Here is a 15,822-nt window from a genome sequence, read left to right as displayed (position 1 = left end):
TATCCACCAGTATTTCTCGCTATCCGCCAGTATTTTCCGCCATCCGCCAGTTTTTCTCGCTATCCGCCAGTATTTCTCGCTATCCGCCAGTATTTCTCGCTATCCGCCAATATTTTCCGCCATCCGCCAGTATTTTCCGCCATCCGCCAGTATTTTCCGCCATCCGCCAGTATTTTCCGCCATCCGCCAGTATTTTCCGCCATCCGCCAGTATTTTCCGCCATCCGCCAGTATTTTCCGCCATCCGCCAGTATTTTCCGCCATCCGCCAGTATTTTCCGCCATCCGCCAGTATTTCTTGCCATCCGCAAATAATTATAATAAAAAGCTGCCGAGACATATCCCGGCAGCCCTCTCCTATCATCTACCCTGTGTAAACAGCTCTTCTAACTGTTTCCGCAAAACAAATTTTTGGATTTTCCCACTTGCATTCCGCGGCAATGCTTCACAAAAAATGTATTTACGTGGACGTTTATAGTTCGCTAGATTTTCACTGTTTTTACAATAGTCTTCTAGGTCTTGTTCAGTCAGCTTAGGATTTTTTCTCACTACAAAAGCGGTAACCGTCTCACCCCAGCGGTCATCTGGCTGGCCAACGACAGCAACATCGAGTACACCTTCATGTGCATGTAAAATATCCTCAACCTCACGCGGATAGATATTCTCCCCGCCACTGATGATCATATCATCCACCCGGTCATTGACAAATAGAAAGCCGTCTTCATCTAGATACCCTATATCACCAGAATGGTACCAGCCTTTATACAGCGAATTTTCAGTTGCTTCTATACGGTTAAAATAGCCGATCATCATGCATGGGCCCTTCACAATAATTTCACCTGTTTCTCCCACTGGAACGATATCATTAGGATCAGATGGTCCGTCCTCTCTTGTACGAACCACGCGAATATCATGATTATATGCTGCTTGCCCAGCTGATCCAGCCTTTCTAAGCTGATCCTTCTCGGATAAGAAGGTGATAGCGGGACCCATTTCTGTCATTCCATAGGCCTGAACTAAGCGGATACCGAATTGATTGTGGAGAGCGTGGACAAGCGTCGGTGCCATTGGTGCAGCACCATATAAACCAAGCTTAAGACTTTTCGTATTATACTGGCTTAGATCTTCCTGCAACAGCATGTTCCACATCGTTGGTGCAGCAAAAAACTTCGTGATTTTCTCTTGCTGAATTAATTGTAAGATGACTTTTGGATTGAATTGATGGAGAATGACGTTTCGTGCTCCAGCCTGAATTCTTGGCAAAAAGGCACAATGTAGCTCGGCACAATGAAACATAGGAGCGGTAACAAGTCCAACATCCTCCGAATCTACCTTTTGAGCAGCAATACATAGTATACTTTGGTCAACCATATTTCGATGACTATGCATAACCCCTTTTGGCCTTCCCGTTGTCCCGCTTGTATAAATGAACGCATAAATATCATTTTCATTAACATCCGCATGAATCTCTTCAATTGACGAACCCGCAAGTTTATCATGATAACTTACTGCGTAAGCTGGCGTTTCTTCATCAATAAACCAAAAGGCAGTAGAATCATAACGATTTTCAATCGCAGAAATGACAGGCTCTAACGCCTTTTCAAACAGAACTACCTTTGGAGTTGCATCTGATAGAATAAAAGCCACCTCCTCAGGCATTAAGCGGAAGTTTATTGGATTGAAGATGGCACCTATTTTGGCACAGGCAAAAAGTACAGTTCCTAATTCTTCGGTATTAAACATGAATGTGGAAACACGGTCACCTTTTTTTACACCTTCGTTTGACAATGCATTTGCAAGGCGATTTACCTGATCATTCCACTCTTTGTATGTATAACGAACATTTTTTCTAACATCGTAAATAGCTTCCTTGTTCGGGTATCTTTTTACAGTTAGTTCAAAAATTTTCCCAATAGTGGTTGTCATCTAATCTCCTCCAATTTACAAACCTAGATTTTTTGCAATAATGGTTTTCATGATTTCGTTGGTACCAGCATAAATGCTTGAAACTTGAATATCACGGAATCTTCTTGCTATCTCATATTCTTCCATATATCCATAGCCGCCATGAAGCTGCAGGCATTCACCCGCGATTTTCTTTGCAGTATCTGTCAGCTTCCATTTTGCCATTGAAACCTTGGTCACCACATTTTGACCATCCATATGCTCTGCTATTAGTTGGTCTAAAAATGCTCTTCCCATCTCAACTTCTGTCGCCATTTCAGCCATCTTGAACTGTGTATTTTGAAAATGGCTAATTGATTTTCCAAAGGCTTCACGGCTTTTCACATATTCCATCGTCACCTGAACCATAACCTCAGCTGCAGTTTGAGCCGCAATCGCAACCACAAGCCGTTCCTGCTGGAGTTTATCCATCATATATATAAATCCTTTACCTTCTTCACCAAGCAGATTCTCCTTAGCTACTCGGCAATCTTCAAAAATCAACTCAGCAGTATCCTGACTATGAAGACCAACTTTGTTTAGCTTTCTTCCCCGTGAAAATCCCGGAGTATCCCGCTCAACTAAGAGCAAGCTGACACCTTTATGCTTTGGTACCGCATTCGGGTCCGTTTTACACGCTACAAGGATGAGATCGGATTGAATTCCATTTGTAATAAATGTCTTTTGTCCATTTAGTACATAGTGGTCCCCATCAAGTTTGGCAGTTGTTTTAATATTAGCTAGGTCTGACCCCGTTCCGGGTTCTGTCATTGCAATGGCAGTTATCATTTCTCCGGTCACACACCGAGGCAGCCAGCGCTGCTTTTGTTCCTCTGAACCAAACGCATGGATATAAGGAACAACAATATCATTATGCAGCCCAATACCTACTAAGCTAGAGCCTACCCGTTCTAATTCCTCATTAATGACAACGGAAAACCCCCAATCAACACCGCTGCCACCATACTTCTCGTCTAAATCAGGACACAGGAATCCCTGCTCCCCCATCTTTCTCCACAAGGAACGGGGAATCATTCGATCTTCTTCCCATTGATCATAAAATGGAACAGCCTCTTTTTCTAAAAACTTTCTTAATGACTTTCGAAATATTTCATGATCGTCCGTTAAATATGGATGCTTCATGATGGTCGCCTCACTTTCCGCTAGTAAATAAAGCGCTTTCAATAAAAGGGATAGCTTACGTTTTTTCCTCTCCAATCGTAATTACATCTTGGACATTACTTCCCCAACCTATTGTACCAAACGTAAAGAATATTTTGAATATTAAACTAGAAATTTAATACATTTATTTCTTTCTATATTCTTAAAGTCATAGGTCTTTTTGCATAAATTGTAGAATTATACATATTGAATATTCAAAAAACAGGAGATTATAATAGAATTTGGCAATAGAAAATAATAGTTTGGAGGATTTAAAATGAAGTTTAAAAGATTTTCGATTTTATTAACACTCATGTTAGCCTTTAGCACCTTCTTTTCCTCATTTGCTTTTGCAGATGAAAACGTAGAAAAGCCTAATCTTGTTGCATTAGGGGATTCGATTACTTATGGCTGGAATCTTGATGATACAAATGGAAATACAAAAAAATCATCAAAGTCATTTCCAAACTTAATACTAGAACAAGGATTTTTCAATGTAACCAATATTAGCGGCGGAGGATGGACCTCTTCAAACATTTTAGCACAAGTTAATGATCCTGCTAATGAAGCAGCAATTCAAAATGCCGATGTATTTACACTGAATATTGGCAGTAATGATTTAATGGGAGCCGTAGGTCTTAAGACTATTATTGATAATGGAACTCCAGTAGACCCAGCTGCACTTCAGCCTAAAGTTGAAATAGCTGCAGCACAGTTAGGTCAAAATTTGCAATCCATTTTTGGAAAAATTAGAAGCTTAAACACTGATGCACCTATTATCCTATATAATATTTACAATCCTTTTGTTCCAAGTACTGACAACCAATTTAATGCTTTCCTACATAGTATTGGCGAGCAAATTGTAACGGGTGTAAATACAAATATTATTTCGCCTTTTTCAAATGTACCTGGCACTTTTGTTGCAAACGCAAAAACTGTATTTGATAACAATCAAACGACATATATTATTCCCGGCGACATCCATCCTACTTCAGTAGGGCAAGCTGTACTTGCTGGATTAGCAACAGAGATACTCATTCCATTACTTCCTGAAGAACCTACTGTTGAATTAACTCCAGCTCAAACGGAAGAAACAACTGGTCCTGTTACGATCGAAGTTCTTACTAATACAGAAGAAGTTCTTTCAATGATGTGGTTGGAAGGAACCTTAACAGCTGATAATTTCTACAATGAGGATGGTTTCCCAATAGGAACAGCAATCATTGAAAATAAATTCGAGGTAACCAAAAATGGAACCTACACTATTTATATCCTAGATGGAAACGGCATTGAAGTAGTTCAAACGATAACAATTGAAAATATTAAAGAAAAAGTGCCGGCTGAAAATCCAACACCGACACCGCCAGTTAAAGAACCTACACCGACTCCAACACCTGTATCAACTGCAGTAAAAGCAACTGGATATGTTATTCCAAACACAGCTTCTCCTGCCTACAACTTTGTTGCAATAGGTTCAGTAATCCTTTTAGCAGGTTTTGTTACATTACAAATTCAAAAAAGACGTAGACAAGGAGTTTAATTTTAAAAAAAGGTCAGACCCTCTAATTTAGAGGAACTGACCTTTCTTTATTAAATAGAACTTTCCTTTGGAGTGACTCTTTTTTTCCGTACCTCGATTACCGTTAGTATGATCGCTGCTATCAGAAATAGACTTCCTATGCGGAAGAGGCTGGCTGTATCGACGAATTGAGCCAATAAACCAAAAATTACACCGCTTAAGCCAATCCCTAAATCAATCGATGAAAAGAACATCCCATTGGCTACACCTCTTCGATTGGATGGTGTTATGGAAAGGGTCCAGGATTGTAAGGTTGGTAATGCACAGCCAAAACCAAGTCCAAACAACCCTCCAGCTATAGCAAGCATGAAATTGGTTTGCGCGTAAGAAAGAACCCACAATCCAACAAATGTAGCACAAATACAGAAGTAAACAATGGCGACCGGACCCTTTTCATCAAACCACTTTCCTGCAAACGGTCTAGCTGCCGAAGCAATAATCGCATTAAGAATGTAGAATAAAAAGATTTGGTCCATGCCTCTTTCTTCCCCAAAGATAACGATAAAGGTTGAAACCGAGCCATACCCAAGACAAATAATGATGGTAATAAGTGATGGGTACCAGCTCGTTTTCTCCACTAATGAACCAAGGTAGGAAAATTTAAGATTCTCCTTTTTAGTTTTAATAACGGCTTCTGGTGTTTGGTAGCGAACCAGTGCAAGCAATACGACAGAAATAAACCCTAATAGGCTTGAAATTACAATGAGATTCGTAAATGTAGTGACATTATATAGAAAGATTCCTAAACTAGGGGCAATGATATATCCAATCGTGGTTGATAGCCCAAAATAGCCCATTCCTTCACCAAGTCTAGAAAATGGAATGACATCGACTGCCGCTGTACCATTCACGGTTGTTGACCAACCCCAGGCAAGACCATGGACAAAACGGATAAGCAGGAATATCATGACGATTCTTGATAATGGATAAAGAATAGTAATAGCTAAAAGAATAACTGCCCCAATTAAGACAAGTGATTTCCTGTGTTTGTATTCAAGCATATACCCAATAAAAGGTCTAATAATTACAGCACCGAATGCAAACAACCCAGTAACAAGTCCAATTTCTAATCCTGATGCACCGATAGATTTAATATAAGGCGGTAGAGTAGGAATAAGCATTTGAAAAGACATGAAAACAAAAAGATTCCCAACCATCAACATAACAAAAGATTTAGTCCACAAACGCTCCTTCAATGTAACACCGCCTATCTATCTTCCTACTGAAGATTTGAATAATTATGTTTATTTCGTTTCACTAAATAATAGCATACAACCAATTAAAAGAAAATTATGAAATCAGCGAGAATCGTTATCATTTTTTACTAAATTCCGTTATCATGAATATAAGTAAACGATATCAATATGGAGGAACCTATGGGAAAGAGAAAAATAGTCATTACCCAAAACATAGAGCAGAATCTTATCGATCAAATAAAAGAAATTATTCCTGATTGGAATATTATTACTGGAAAAGATAAAGAGATTTGGCAGAATCATTTATCTGATGCAGAAATCATAGCGGGCTGGAAAAAGGGTATAGAGAAAGAATGTCTAGCACCTAATTCAAAGCTTAAATGGCTTCAAACTTGGAGTGCAGGTGTCAATAGCTTACCTTTAGAACTCCTAGAATCAAGAAATATTACTGTTACAAGTGCGAATGGAGTACATGCCTATCCAATATCCGAAACTATTCTTTCCTTCATGCTTGGTTTAACACGTAAGGTTCATACCTATTTAAGAAACCAACAAGCAAGGAAATGGGACCATTCGGGAATGAAGCTGGAAATGCATAAAAAAACGGTTGGAATCATTGGAGTGGGTTCCATTGGAAGAGAAACCGCAAAAATTGCAAAGGCATTTGGAATGAAGGTGCTTGGCGTTCGCCATTCCGGAAGACAGCAGGAATTTGTCGATGAGATGTATACTACAAATCAATTAAATGAAATTCTTCCCCGATGCGATTATGTAGTGGTCACATTGCCTCTTACTAAGGAGACCCACCGTTTATTCGGCTCCGAGCAATTCGACCTTATGAAACCTACTGCGTTCTTTATTAATATTGGACGTGGCGAAATTGTTCATGAGGAAGCTTTGATACATGCATTACGTGAGGGGATCATTGCTGGTGCGGGTTTAGATGTATTTGAACGAGAACCACTCAGTGTGGATAGTCCATTGTGGGAGATGGAAAATGTAATCATTACCCCTCATACCTCTGGTTCAACTGAGCATTATAATCAAAGAGTGATTGAAAATATTCTCATCCCAAATTTACTAGACTATCTCTCTGGTAAACAGCCTTCTGTTAATCTTGTTGACTTTTTAAAGGGCTATTAGAAGAGGTTCAGTACGATGCAGCCAAGCAATATAGAAAAAGTGACAAGAGGGAATAGAGTATTTCTCTCTTTTAAGATGATGGTTTCTGCGATCATTATTTTCCTTTTGGTGATAAATTTATTCCCAGTTAAAACGATTGAACAAAAAAGCTTTTTTAATCAAAAGCGTCCATTAGTCATTGCCCATCAAGGCGGGGAGCTGTTAGCACCCTCTAATACCATGACAGCCTTTAAAAATGCCGTTAACTTGGGGGTTGATGTCCTCGAAACGGATATACATATTACCAAAGATGGTCACTTAGTTGCTATTCATGACCCAACGGTCGACCGAACAACAAATGGAAAAGGTGCAGTGTCAGACCTGACCTTAGCAGAAATTCAAGGGCTTGATGCTGGTTATCATTTTACTGATTTAGAAGGCAACTATAGCTTCCGCGGTAAGGGTGTCTATATCCCAACGGTCGATGAAATGTTTCAAGCATTCGGAAAGATGAAAATAGAAATAGAAATCAAAGACGACAATCCTCCTGAAAGAATAAACGAAATTGCTTCAAAATTATGGAGCCTGATTGAGAAATATCAAATGGAAGATAAAATGATCATTGCAGCTTTTGACCAAGATATTCTAACAACGTTTGATAAATATGCTAAAGGCCGGGTCGCCTTATCTGCCGGAAGACAAGAGGTTAAAAGCTTTGTGATCTTTCATAAATTCTTTTTACGAAATCTTTATGTACCGAAAGTAGATGCTTTTCAATTACCTGTGGAAGACAGTGGCTTTGACTTAACTGACAAAAGATTAATCAATGGGGCGCACCAGCTCGGAATGAACATCCATTACTGGACCATTGATGATCCGAAAACAATGGAAGAACTCATTGACACAGGTGCTGATGGAATCTTGACGAATCGACCTGATTTATTACTAAAGCTTCTTAAAGAAAAGGGCTTATGGAACTAGGTTGATAATACAGATTAACGTTTTATATTGAATTTAACTTATGTTAGAATTCACTGAATACTATAAAGGGGTACTTGGAATGGATTTTTCAAATATAAGTATATTTGCCATTATTTTAGCAGTTATCGCAAATATGATCATTGGAGCACTCTGGTACTCTCCAGTACTTTTTTCTAACATATGGATGAAAGCCTTAGGTAAAAAAATGGAGGATATTGATCCGAAGGGTGCCTACGTGGGTTATGGATTAACCACACTTGGAGGAATTTTCACCGCAGTGGTTATTTCTTTGTTCATTCAATTATTGGACAGAGTTACGATCTTAGATGGAGCATTATTTGGCTTTTTAATCGGTTTAATTGCTGCTTTTAGGGAATTATCCCCAACATTTTTTGAAGGCCGAAACTATACTCTATTCTTCATCAGTGCAGGCTATCACATCGTGTCCTTAACGATTATGGGAATCATCATTGCTGCATTTGTCTAATAGAGAAAGGGTGCCTCATGTATAATCTGAGGCACCCTTTTTCTATTAATTAATACGCGGTTTGTACTCCCTTTCCTGCGACTGTAGTCCATTCAAATTGACGAAGTCTTACCTCAAATAATGTTAACGGATCGCGGAACATTTCGGGATTGGTATTCATTTTTTTCAATACATCTTGATTGGTAGATATATGCAAAAGTGATTCCTCGATTGCTTCATTAAGAATATTCATTGGCTGTCTGAAAAACATGGTGATGTCTCGTTCCAATGATTTTTCAAATAGCTCAAACTGTTGGAAGAACCGTTCCGTGACAATTGCAGTTGGTTCTGAATAGTTATCATTTTTAACAAATGCTTTGTATTTGTTATAAAGCATAGCTTTATTTTGAGATAAGGCGCCAAATAGTTTCCCTGCACTTTTAAATAAAAATTGTGATGGAGTGTTACGAAGCAATATATTGACCTTTTCTAATTGGACCCTGCTCGTCATTCTATCCGTATCACGGCGCCAATCATCCAGAACTTTAAAGTCGCATTCTATCTTAATTCTTTCTTCCCCATACAAGCTATTCAAACCTTCTGCCATTTCATTTAAAAATTCCTGACCTTGCTCAAATTCTTCTTTACTATTAATAATCCATTCTTGGAGTAATGTATAGTATTTTGCCATTACCTCTTTCTCCAAGAAATCTTGTATTCTACTGTTCATTACATCATTGAGCTCCATATGAATCGTGCTAAGATTGCTGTCTTCCTTAATTAACTCGGAACATTCTTGCAGCAGCTTCGGTACAGAGTTCGTAATTTCGTTTTGGATGGATTCTTTAATGGTCCGGAAAGATCTTGTAATAACTTTTATCTTTTGTGACTCCGCATCTTTAAATTGGTTAAGTGCCCCATTTAACTTCATTACCACTTCTTCATTCCAACGCACAGATTCAATTAATTGATTTTCAACATCAATTCTCTTTTGCAACAGTCTGGAAATTGTTGTCCTGATAAAGTATAAAAGCTTCGCCAACCGTTTATCTGCGAGATTTCTAGTATCTTTAATCGATTTAAGGAAATCTTTCATATCGACTAATTGCTGTCCCCTTTCATATTGAGAGGAGAAAGCAAATACTTGAGCCTCAGGTAAATAACTATGAATCTTTGAACTTGTTTCATCGAAAATTCTAATTGCTTCCTGTTCATTCGCAATCGTATCCATTTTATTCAAAAGAAAATGGACTGGAATATCAGGAGCAAGCTCCTGAATTTGTGAAAGAGCAGCTTTCTCTTTATCCGTAAACGAAGCATTTGCATCTAAGACAAATAATAATGTATCTGCCATTTGAAGATATTGTAGCACTTCATAACGATCTCGGTGGTTTCCGCTTAAACCTGGTGTTTCAATTAATGCCAGTTTCTGCTCATACAAAAAAGGAAACGGCTGTTGAAATTCAAAAATCGAATCCAGGGCATTTCGGCGTCGGTCCATTCTCTCTTGAAATTGAGTAAAGTCTTCGAGTGAAAGGGTTTCTTGATCAGTTATTTCTAGTATATTTACGTCCTCGTTGTCCTTAAACATCACGAGTGAAGAAGTAGGGCTATCCTGCAGTTCTTCTCCAAGAATGGTATTAACAAAAGCAGATTTACCACTGCCGGCTAATCCTGTAATGAACAAGTGATGGGTTTCAAAATCGTTCAGTTGGTTTACAACCCAATTCAAGCGATTATTTTCACCCATATCATGCATTTGCGCCCAATTCGTTATTGCTTCAAATAGAGCTAAACACTCTTCTAATTCATCGATATGGCATTCTGTTTCACCAATAAGATTTTCAGCCTCACTGACAATTGCCTTACTAATGCTTGTAGGGAAAAGTTCATTCCATGATAATACTGCAGCTGAAACCATAACGGTATGCTCTCTGACAGATAATCGAAGCCAATTTGTTAATAGTTCTGGTACAAGTTCCTCAAGAGTTTTAATAAAGTAGTTTCCATTTAATAAACTAAAATAGGATTCGTGATGCAGATTTGATAGCAATTGCCATTGATCATTGCGGCTGATATCAAGATTCAGCAGAAGCTGATTCAATTCTTTTAACCACGTAAAATAGGATTCTTCATTTTTGTAGCTGTTCCAAAGGGATGTTGTCAGTTCTTCAAACGTCCCCTTATCTAAATGATAAAGCTCAAATAGGGCTTGTAAGAAATAGGTTGGATGTAAATTGGTTGTAACCCCTTTTTGAACATAAGCATTCACGATATCAAACCATTCAAGAGAGCTAGTTCGTTTCGCTTCATTTACCGCCAGCTCAATGGCATTTTCCCAGTCCTGTTGTTCCTCAAAATAGGCACGGGCAATTGATGTCACATTAGGATAATCTGGGTTTGAATCAATCGTCTTTTTAATAATCTCTACTGATGCCTCTTGCTTGCCTCGTTCAATATAAAGAGAAAACAGCTGAAGTGCCACTTCCGTTTTTAAGGTAAGATTGTTTGTATCAATAGACAGGTAAAGGTCCTCCGCATTAGAAAGAAGCCCTGATTCATAGTAAGCATCCGCTATATTTTTCCGCGCCCAAAGTTCAAGGTCTCCTGCAATGTTTTCCCATTTGAATATAGCTGCTTCAAAATCTCGATTGTGAAAATAAATTTCACCCTGTGCAAAGCGGATTGAAGTTAAATCAGGTAAATCTTTCTGGAGTTCTTCCTGATACGCGTCACCCAACACACGTATCGGCTGCGCCTTTTCATGTTCATTTATATACATTTGATAATATGTTTTGTTGATTAACTGACTTTCCAATGTCATGTCTGATACCCTCCCGTTTCACACTTCTTTGCATTCATATGGAAAAGAGGCAGATTTATTCCTCTATACATTTCGAACAAAGTATCCATTTTTAGTCCTAATTATAAGATTCTACCAAACGTTTTTATTATTCTTATTTCAATTATATATCAATTTGAATACAAAGCCTTAAATTACTTAGCAAGATGGACAAAATAAGCGGAGGCATTTCTGCCTCCATCTTTTACTTTCATCATTCTGTGGCGAGCTTCCTTTCCTCCAGTGGTTAGGGATATAGGTTGCTCAACATAACTTTATATTTCTTATTTATTATGGGCTACTTAGGCGTTGGCCCACACTCTCCGCATATACCTACATAATCTATAGGGTATTAAATCAAAAAGGGAGAGTTGCCCAATGTATCCTTATGGCTATTATCAAGCACCGCCAGTTCAGTATGATTACAATTCGTATGATCCATACGTCCAACAAGACCAGTTTGTCCTACAAGATCAGTTTGATCCTGATCGACAACCACAACAACTTGAGCGCAGAGTCAATCAGCTAGAAAGGGAAAATCAACGTCAAGAAAGAGAAATCAATCAACTTCAGCGCCGCTTGCAACGTGTCAACCAACGTCTGCGTCAAGTGGAAAGACGCTTTAACTTCCCATTCACCCCTTTTGATGGAGAATATTAAGAAAGAAAGTTAAAGAACCGAGCCAAGCTCGGTTTTTTTATTATGAGGCGTAAACCTAAAACAATGTTAGAAAATCTAACATATAATATTGTAAAGATTCAAAATTGTATTAAAATAAACAAAAGGAGAGGTGAGGAAATAAATGACAAATGACTTTTCCTATAAAGATAAAAAGGTGATAACGATTGGGATTGTAAGGGACCTAACCGGCCTTTCAGAGCGGCAAATACGCTATTATGAGGAACGAAGATTAATTTTTCCTGAAAGGTCTGCAGGCGGAAGCAGAAAATATTCGTTTGCAGATGTTGAGTTATTAGTGGAAATTGCGAACAAGATCGAGGATGGTGTTCAAACACATGAAATTAGAAAAGAAATGCTTCGGGCTCAGAAAAAGCAAAATGAGAAGGATATTACAAGAAAGATGATTCAAGGACAATTGAATGCACAATTCGGCATACGAAAAGGTCCATCTTCTTAAGCAGAAGGTGGATTTTTTCTATTGATTTATACATCTCCTCAAAAACCATGGTAGGAAACCTTACATAATTGTAGATTCCCTTCTGCATCCATGTAAAAATACAAATACGCCGAACGGTAAGAATGTTAACACGAATTCAAAGGGGGAAAAAGAAATGGATACTTTATTCTTAATGAATAGTTTATGGGTAATGGTTGGAGCAGTACTTGTCATCTTAATGATCGGAGGATTCATTCTGCTGGAAACTGGATCTACTCGCATGAAAAATGCAGGCCATGTAGCCGGAAAAACGATACTTACGTTTGGAATCTCATCAATCGTATTTTGGGCAGTAGGTTTTGGGTTAATCTTTGGTGAAGGAAATCCACTTATCGGACTTTCGGACTTCTTCTACTCTGGATACGGAATCAAAGGTTTGGCACTTTCCGGTTCTGTTTTCTTTTTATTTCAATTAGCCTTTGCAGGGATATCATTAACCATTGCCTTTGGAGGCTTTGCTGAAAGAGCAAAATTAGGAGCATACCTCGTCTTCGCTGTACTATTTTCCGTCATTGTCTACCCACCGATTGCCCACTGGATTTGGGGCGGCGGCTGGTTAGCAAATCATGGCAAGCAAGATTTCGCAGGTTCGACAGTGGTTCACTTAACAGGTGCGATGGCAGCTTTTGCAGCTACTTTAATCCTAAAACCTCGTATCGGAAAATATAATAAAGATGGTTCTGCCAATAATCTCGCAGGACACAACCAAGTATTCACAGCCTTAAGTGTATTAATATTATGGGTTGGCTGGTTTGGTTTTAATGCAGGAAGCACAGTTTCCGTTGATGGCGCATTCTTTGGTTTCGTTGCACTAAACACAAACTTAGCGGCTGGTGCCGGCGTGATTGCAGCGCTGATAATTTCCTGGATTGTAATGGGCAAAGCAGATGTTCCAATGATGTTAAATGGAGCCTTAGCAGGATTAGTTGCCATCACAGCCTCCTGTGCATTTGTAGATACTTGGGCCGCAGTCTTAATTGGTTTCATTGCAGGATTTTTAGTATTTTATAGCATTCGATTTTTTGAAAGCAAAGGAATTGATGATCCTATCGCTGCCTTATCTGTGCACGGCACAGCAGGGATTTGGGGAACCTTATCAACAGGGTTGTTTGCAACACCAGAATTGGCTGCAGTTGGTAAGCCGGGTTTATTTTACGGCGGCGGGTTACACCAACTTGGTGTTCAGGCACTCGGTGTTGTAACGAGCGGGGCTTTCGCCTTTATTGTCTCCTTTATCCTCTTAACCATTATGAAGGCAGTCATGAATGGTTTACGTGTTACTGAAGAAGAAGAAATTATCGGTCTTGACATGAGTGAGCATGGAAGCTACGGTTACCCTGAAATGGTAAAAATGGATAAAACAATAATTCCTTCAGATTCAAAGCTAAATGCTTAATAAACAGTCTTCTATCCCCTTTCTGAGGGGATAGAAGACTGTTTATTAAAAAGGAGGTACGGAAATGGATGACTAGCTACTTAGAGATTAGAAGATTTCGTGATGACCAAATCAACTGGGTCTCTGATAATCCTATTCAATTAAATCATCTTCACAATGAAATCATACAGCGCGTCATCTCTGTATCCGTAAAACAAACGGAAGAAAAATACGGCTCCCTTCCCTGCCCCTTTACTTTTTTTATGATGGGCAGTGCTGGACGGTTTGAGCAATCACTTTGGAGTGATCAGGACCACGGCATTATCTATCAGCAGCGAGGCACAGAAATAAACGATTATTTTTTGCAATTAGGAAAAGAAATTGCCTGCGGCTTGCTGCTAGCAGGGTATGCTTATTGTGATGGAGGTGTTATGGCAAGTAATCCTTTATGGTGTAAATCACTTCCCGAATGGAGACAACAAGTAACAAACTGGTCCAACAACTCAAACTGGGAATCCATTCGCCATTTATTGATATTTATTGATGGACGATCCCTTTATGGTGAAGCAAGCCTTCTAAACAATGTAAAGCTAGAAGTTTATCAGTTGATCCATAAAGAGGACCTCTTAAAAAAAATACTTAATAATACACTATACCGAAAGAAAGGAATTGGTGTACTTGGTCAAATTCTAGTGGAAACACACGGACCACATACAGGCTCCTTGAATATAAAAGAGACAGCCCTCTTTCCATATGTAAACGGTATTCGTCTATTGGCTTTAAAAGGGAATATAATGGAAACTTCTACTCTTACAAGGCTGGAAAAACTGTCAGAATTTGAACTGTCATTTAATATGAAAGAATTATATAAACAGCAATTTATGAAATTACTTATCCTTCGTCTATCATTATCACAATCTGACAATTACGAAAATAGTCATTATCTGCCTATCTCCCCTCTTTCCAAAAAGCAAAAGGAGGAAATAAAGGAAATACTAAAAAATGGGGCAGCACTGTATCGTTATGTACGAAATTTAATAGAAAAGGAGGATACCTAATGGGAATGAATGAAATGATTCAATTTTTTAGACAGATATCAGGCAGACTTAGTTCCAACATTTATGCTGGTGTACAAGGGCAAACCAATATGCAAAATATTTCCTTCATCAGACATCTTCAAAAAGAAATGAAAGAAAACAACTGCTTAGACACCACCCTCCAAGATTTAGAGGTTGTAGTATTTGATCTAGAAACTACTGGCTTTTATCCCGAAAAAGGAGATCGAGTCATATCCATCGGTGCGATCAAAATGAAAGGCTGCCAAATAGTTAAAACAGAAACTTTTTATTCATTGGTACATTCTCCATACCCTATCTCAGTTGAAATAACTGCCTTAACCAACATTTGCAATGAAGATTTACATCTTGCACCTACAGCCTCAGATGTATTAATAGATTTCTTCAAATTCGTTAAGTATCATCCTCTTGTTGCCCATCACGCCAGGCATGAACAGTCATTTATACAAAAACTAACATGGGATGTATTAAAAACTAGATTCGAACACAGAATCATTGACACCTCCTTTCTGATGCGTTTATCAAATCCTATAATTCGATCAATTCCACTAGAAGAGGCATGCGAACAATGTGGAATTGAAGTAATCAACCGGCACCATGCCCTGGAGGACGCAAAATTGACTGCTCATGTCTGGGGCAATTATTTAGGACTTGCTCAGTCCCTAGGTTATAAGAATTTACGAGAAGTATATGAATACCTGGCAAAAATTAAGTAGCAGCACGTTAAAAAATAAGTATAGTAGTAAACTATTGTTCATATCAATATTTATTCATTAACTGATTAATCCAAGCTGTTTTATCAGTTGATTATAGTAGAATCCCCTCGCTAGATTCCTCCGATTCCCCTGTACAATAAAACCTCAAAAAAAATTTTTTTACTATTTTAATTTCTTCCCAACCTTAAT

14 protein-coding genes are annotated in these 15,822 nt (G+C 38.5%); 9 read left to right on the top strand and 5 right to left on the bottom strand.

Translation table 11 applies throughout. The features are described 5' to 3' along the window. Positions 1 to 59 precede the first annotated feature (59 nt). Genes AC2TFD_RS05475 through AC2TFD_RS05465 form a run of 3 tightly spaced genes read right to left on the bottom strand, consistent with a single transcriptional unit; the run spans position 60 to position 3,085 of the window. Positions 60 to 338, bottom strand: coding sequence for a hypothetical protein (locus AC2TFD_RS05475; protein WP_484675197.1), 279 nt, complete (start codon positions 336 to 338; stop codon positions 60 to 62). 20 nt (positions 339 to 358) lie between these two features. Then, on the bottom strand, positions 359 to 1,924 hold the full coding sequence (locus AC2TFD_RS05470) for a fatty acid--CoA ligase (RefSeq protein WP_484675196.1): 1,566 nt from the start codon (positions 1,922 to 1,924) through the stop codon (positions 359 to 361). Between the two features lie 15 nt (positions 1,925 to 1,939). Further along, positions 1,940 to 3,085, bottom strand: a complete 1,146-nt coding sequence (locus AC2TFD_RS05465; RefSeq protein ID WP_484676273.1) for an acyl-CoA dehydrogenase family protein — start codon at positions 3,083 to 3,085, stop codon at positions 1,940 to 1,942. Between the two features lie 295 nt (positions 3,086 to 3,380). Between AC2TFD_RS05465 and AC2TFD_RS05460 the strand changes: the two genes are divergently transcribed. Next, entirely contained in the window at positions 3,381 to 4,643 is a 1,263-nt protein-coding gene (locus tag AC2TFD_RS05460) for a GDSL-type esterase/lipase family protein (RefSeq protein WP_484675195.1), read from the top strand. A 50-nt stretch (positions 4,644 to 4,693) separates the two neighbouring features. Here AC2TFD_RS05460 and AC2TFD_RS05455 read toward each other — a convergent pair whose 3' ends face one another. Then, positions 4,694 to 5,878 carry an MFS transporter gene (locus tag AC2TFD_RS05455; RefSeq protein WP_484675194.1) on the bottom strand — a complete coding sequence of 395 codons (1,185 nt, stop codon included), beginning with the start codon at positions 5,876 to 5,878 and terminating at the stop codon, positions 4,694 to 4,696. 180 nt (positions 5,879 to 6,058) lie between these two features. Here AC2TFD_RS05455 and AC2TFD_RS05450 point away from each other — a divergent pair, with 180 nt between their 5' ends. From AC2TFD_RS05450 to AC2TFD_RS05440, 3 genes are all read left to right on the top strand, one after another. Further along, complete coding sequence (locus tag AC2TFD_RS05450) at positions 6,059 to 7,021, top strand: D-2-hydroxyacid dehydrogenase (RefSeq protein WP_335514731.1); 963 nt, start codon at positions 6,059 to 6,061, stop codon at positions 7,019 to 7,021. A 15-nt stretch (positions 7,022 to 7,036) separates the two neighbouring features. After that, positions 7,037 to 7,981 (top strand): glycerophosphodiester phosphodiesterase family protein, encoded by a 945-nt coding sequence (locus AC2TFD_RS05445; protein WP_484675193.1) that lies wholly within the window; start codon positions 7,037 to 7,039, stop codon positions 7,979 to 7,981. Between the two features lie 79 nt (positions 7,982 to 8,060). Next, a complete protein-coding gene (locus AC2TFD_RS05440) occupies positions 8,061 to 8,468 on the top strand; it encodes a DUF1761 domain-containing protein (RefSeq protein ID WP_335514739.1) in 408 nt (135 codons plus the stop codon). Positions 8,469 to 8,517: 49 nt separating this feature from the next. Here AC2TFD_RS05440 and AC2TFD_RS05435 read toward each other — a convergent pair whose 3' ends face one another. Further along, positions 8,518 to 11,271: a dynamin family protein gene (locus tag AC2TFD_RS05435; protein WP_335569102.1), complete on the bottom strand. Its 2,754-nt coding sequence runs from the start codon at positions 11,269 to 11,271 to the stop codon at positions 8,518 to 8,520. Positions 11,272 to 11,667: 396 nt separating this feature from the next. Here AC2TFD_RS05435 and AC2TFD_RS05430 point away from each other — a divergent pair, with 396 nt between their 5' ends. The 5 genes from AC2TFD_RS05430 to AC2TFD_RS05410 all read left to right on the top strand — a co-directional run bounded on the left by AC2TFD_RS05430 (position 11,668) and on the right by AC2TFD_RS05410 (position 15,633). Continuing rightward, the gene (locus tag AC2TFD_RS05430; RefSeq protein WP_335513622.1) at positions 11,668 to 11,949 is read left to right on the top strand and encodes a hypothetical protein; all 282 of its coding nucleotides are present in this window, start codon (positions 11,668 to 11,670) and stop codon (positions 11,947 to 11,949) included. Between the two features lie 142 nt (positions 11,950 to 12,091). Continuing rightward, positions 12,092 to 12,427 (top strand): MerR family transcriptional regulator, encoded by a 336-nt coding sequence (locus AC2TFD_RS05425; protein WP_335569101.1) that lies wholly within the window; start codon positions 12,092 to 12,094, stop codon positions 12,425 to 12,427. A 154-nt stretch (positions 12,428 to 12,581) separates the two neighbouring features. Further along, on the top strand, positions 12,582 to 13,862 hold the full coding sequence (locus AC2TFD_RS05420; RefSeq protein WP_484675192.1) for an ammonium transporter: 1,281 nt from the start codon (positions 12,582 to 12,584) through the stop codon (positions 13,860 to 13,862). Positions 13,863 to 13,930: 68 nt separating this feature from the next. Further along, positions 13,931 to 14,899, top strand: a complete 969-nt coding sequence (locus AC2TFD_RS05415) for a DUF294 nucleotidyltransferase-like domain-containing protein (RefSeq protein WP_484675191.1) — start codon at positions 13,931 to 13,933, stop codon at positions 14,897 to 14,899. Then, complete coding sequence (locus AC2TFD_RS05410; protein ID WP_484675190.1) at positions 14,899 to 15,633, top strand: exonuclease domain-containing protein; 735 nt, start codon at positions 14,899 to 14,901, stop codon at positions 15,631 to 15,633. Before AC2TFD_RS05415 ends, AC2TFD_RS05410 begins: the two co-directional genes overlap by 1 nt. The last annotated feature ends 189 nt before the right edge of the window (positions 15,634 to 15,822 follow it).

The organism is Neobacillus sp. plas4, assembly GCF_057221695.1.
Note: the sequence above shows the minus strand (reverse complement) of the source record. Positions and strands in the feature narration are given on the sequence as shown.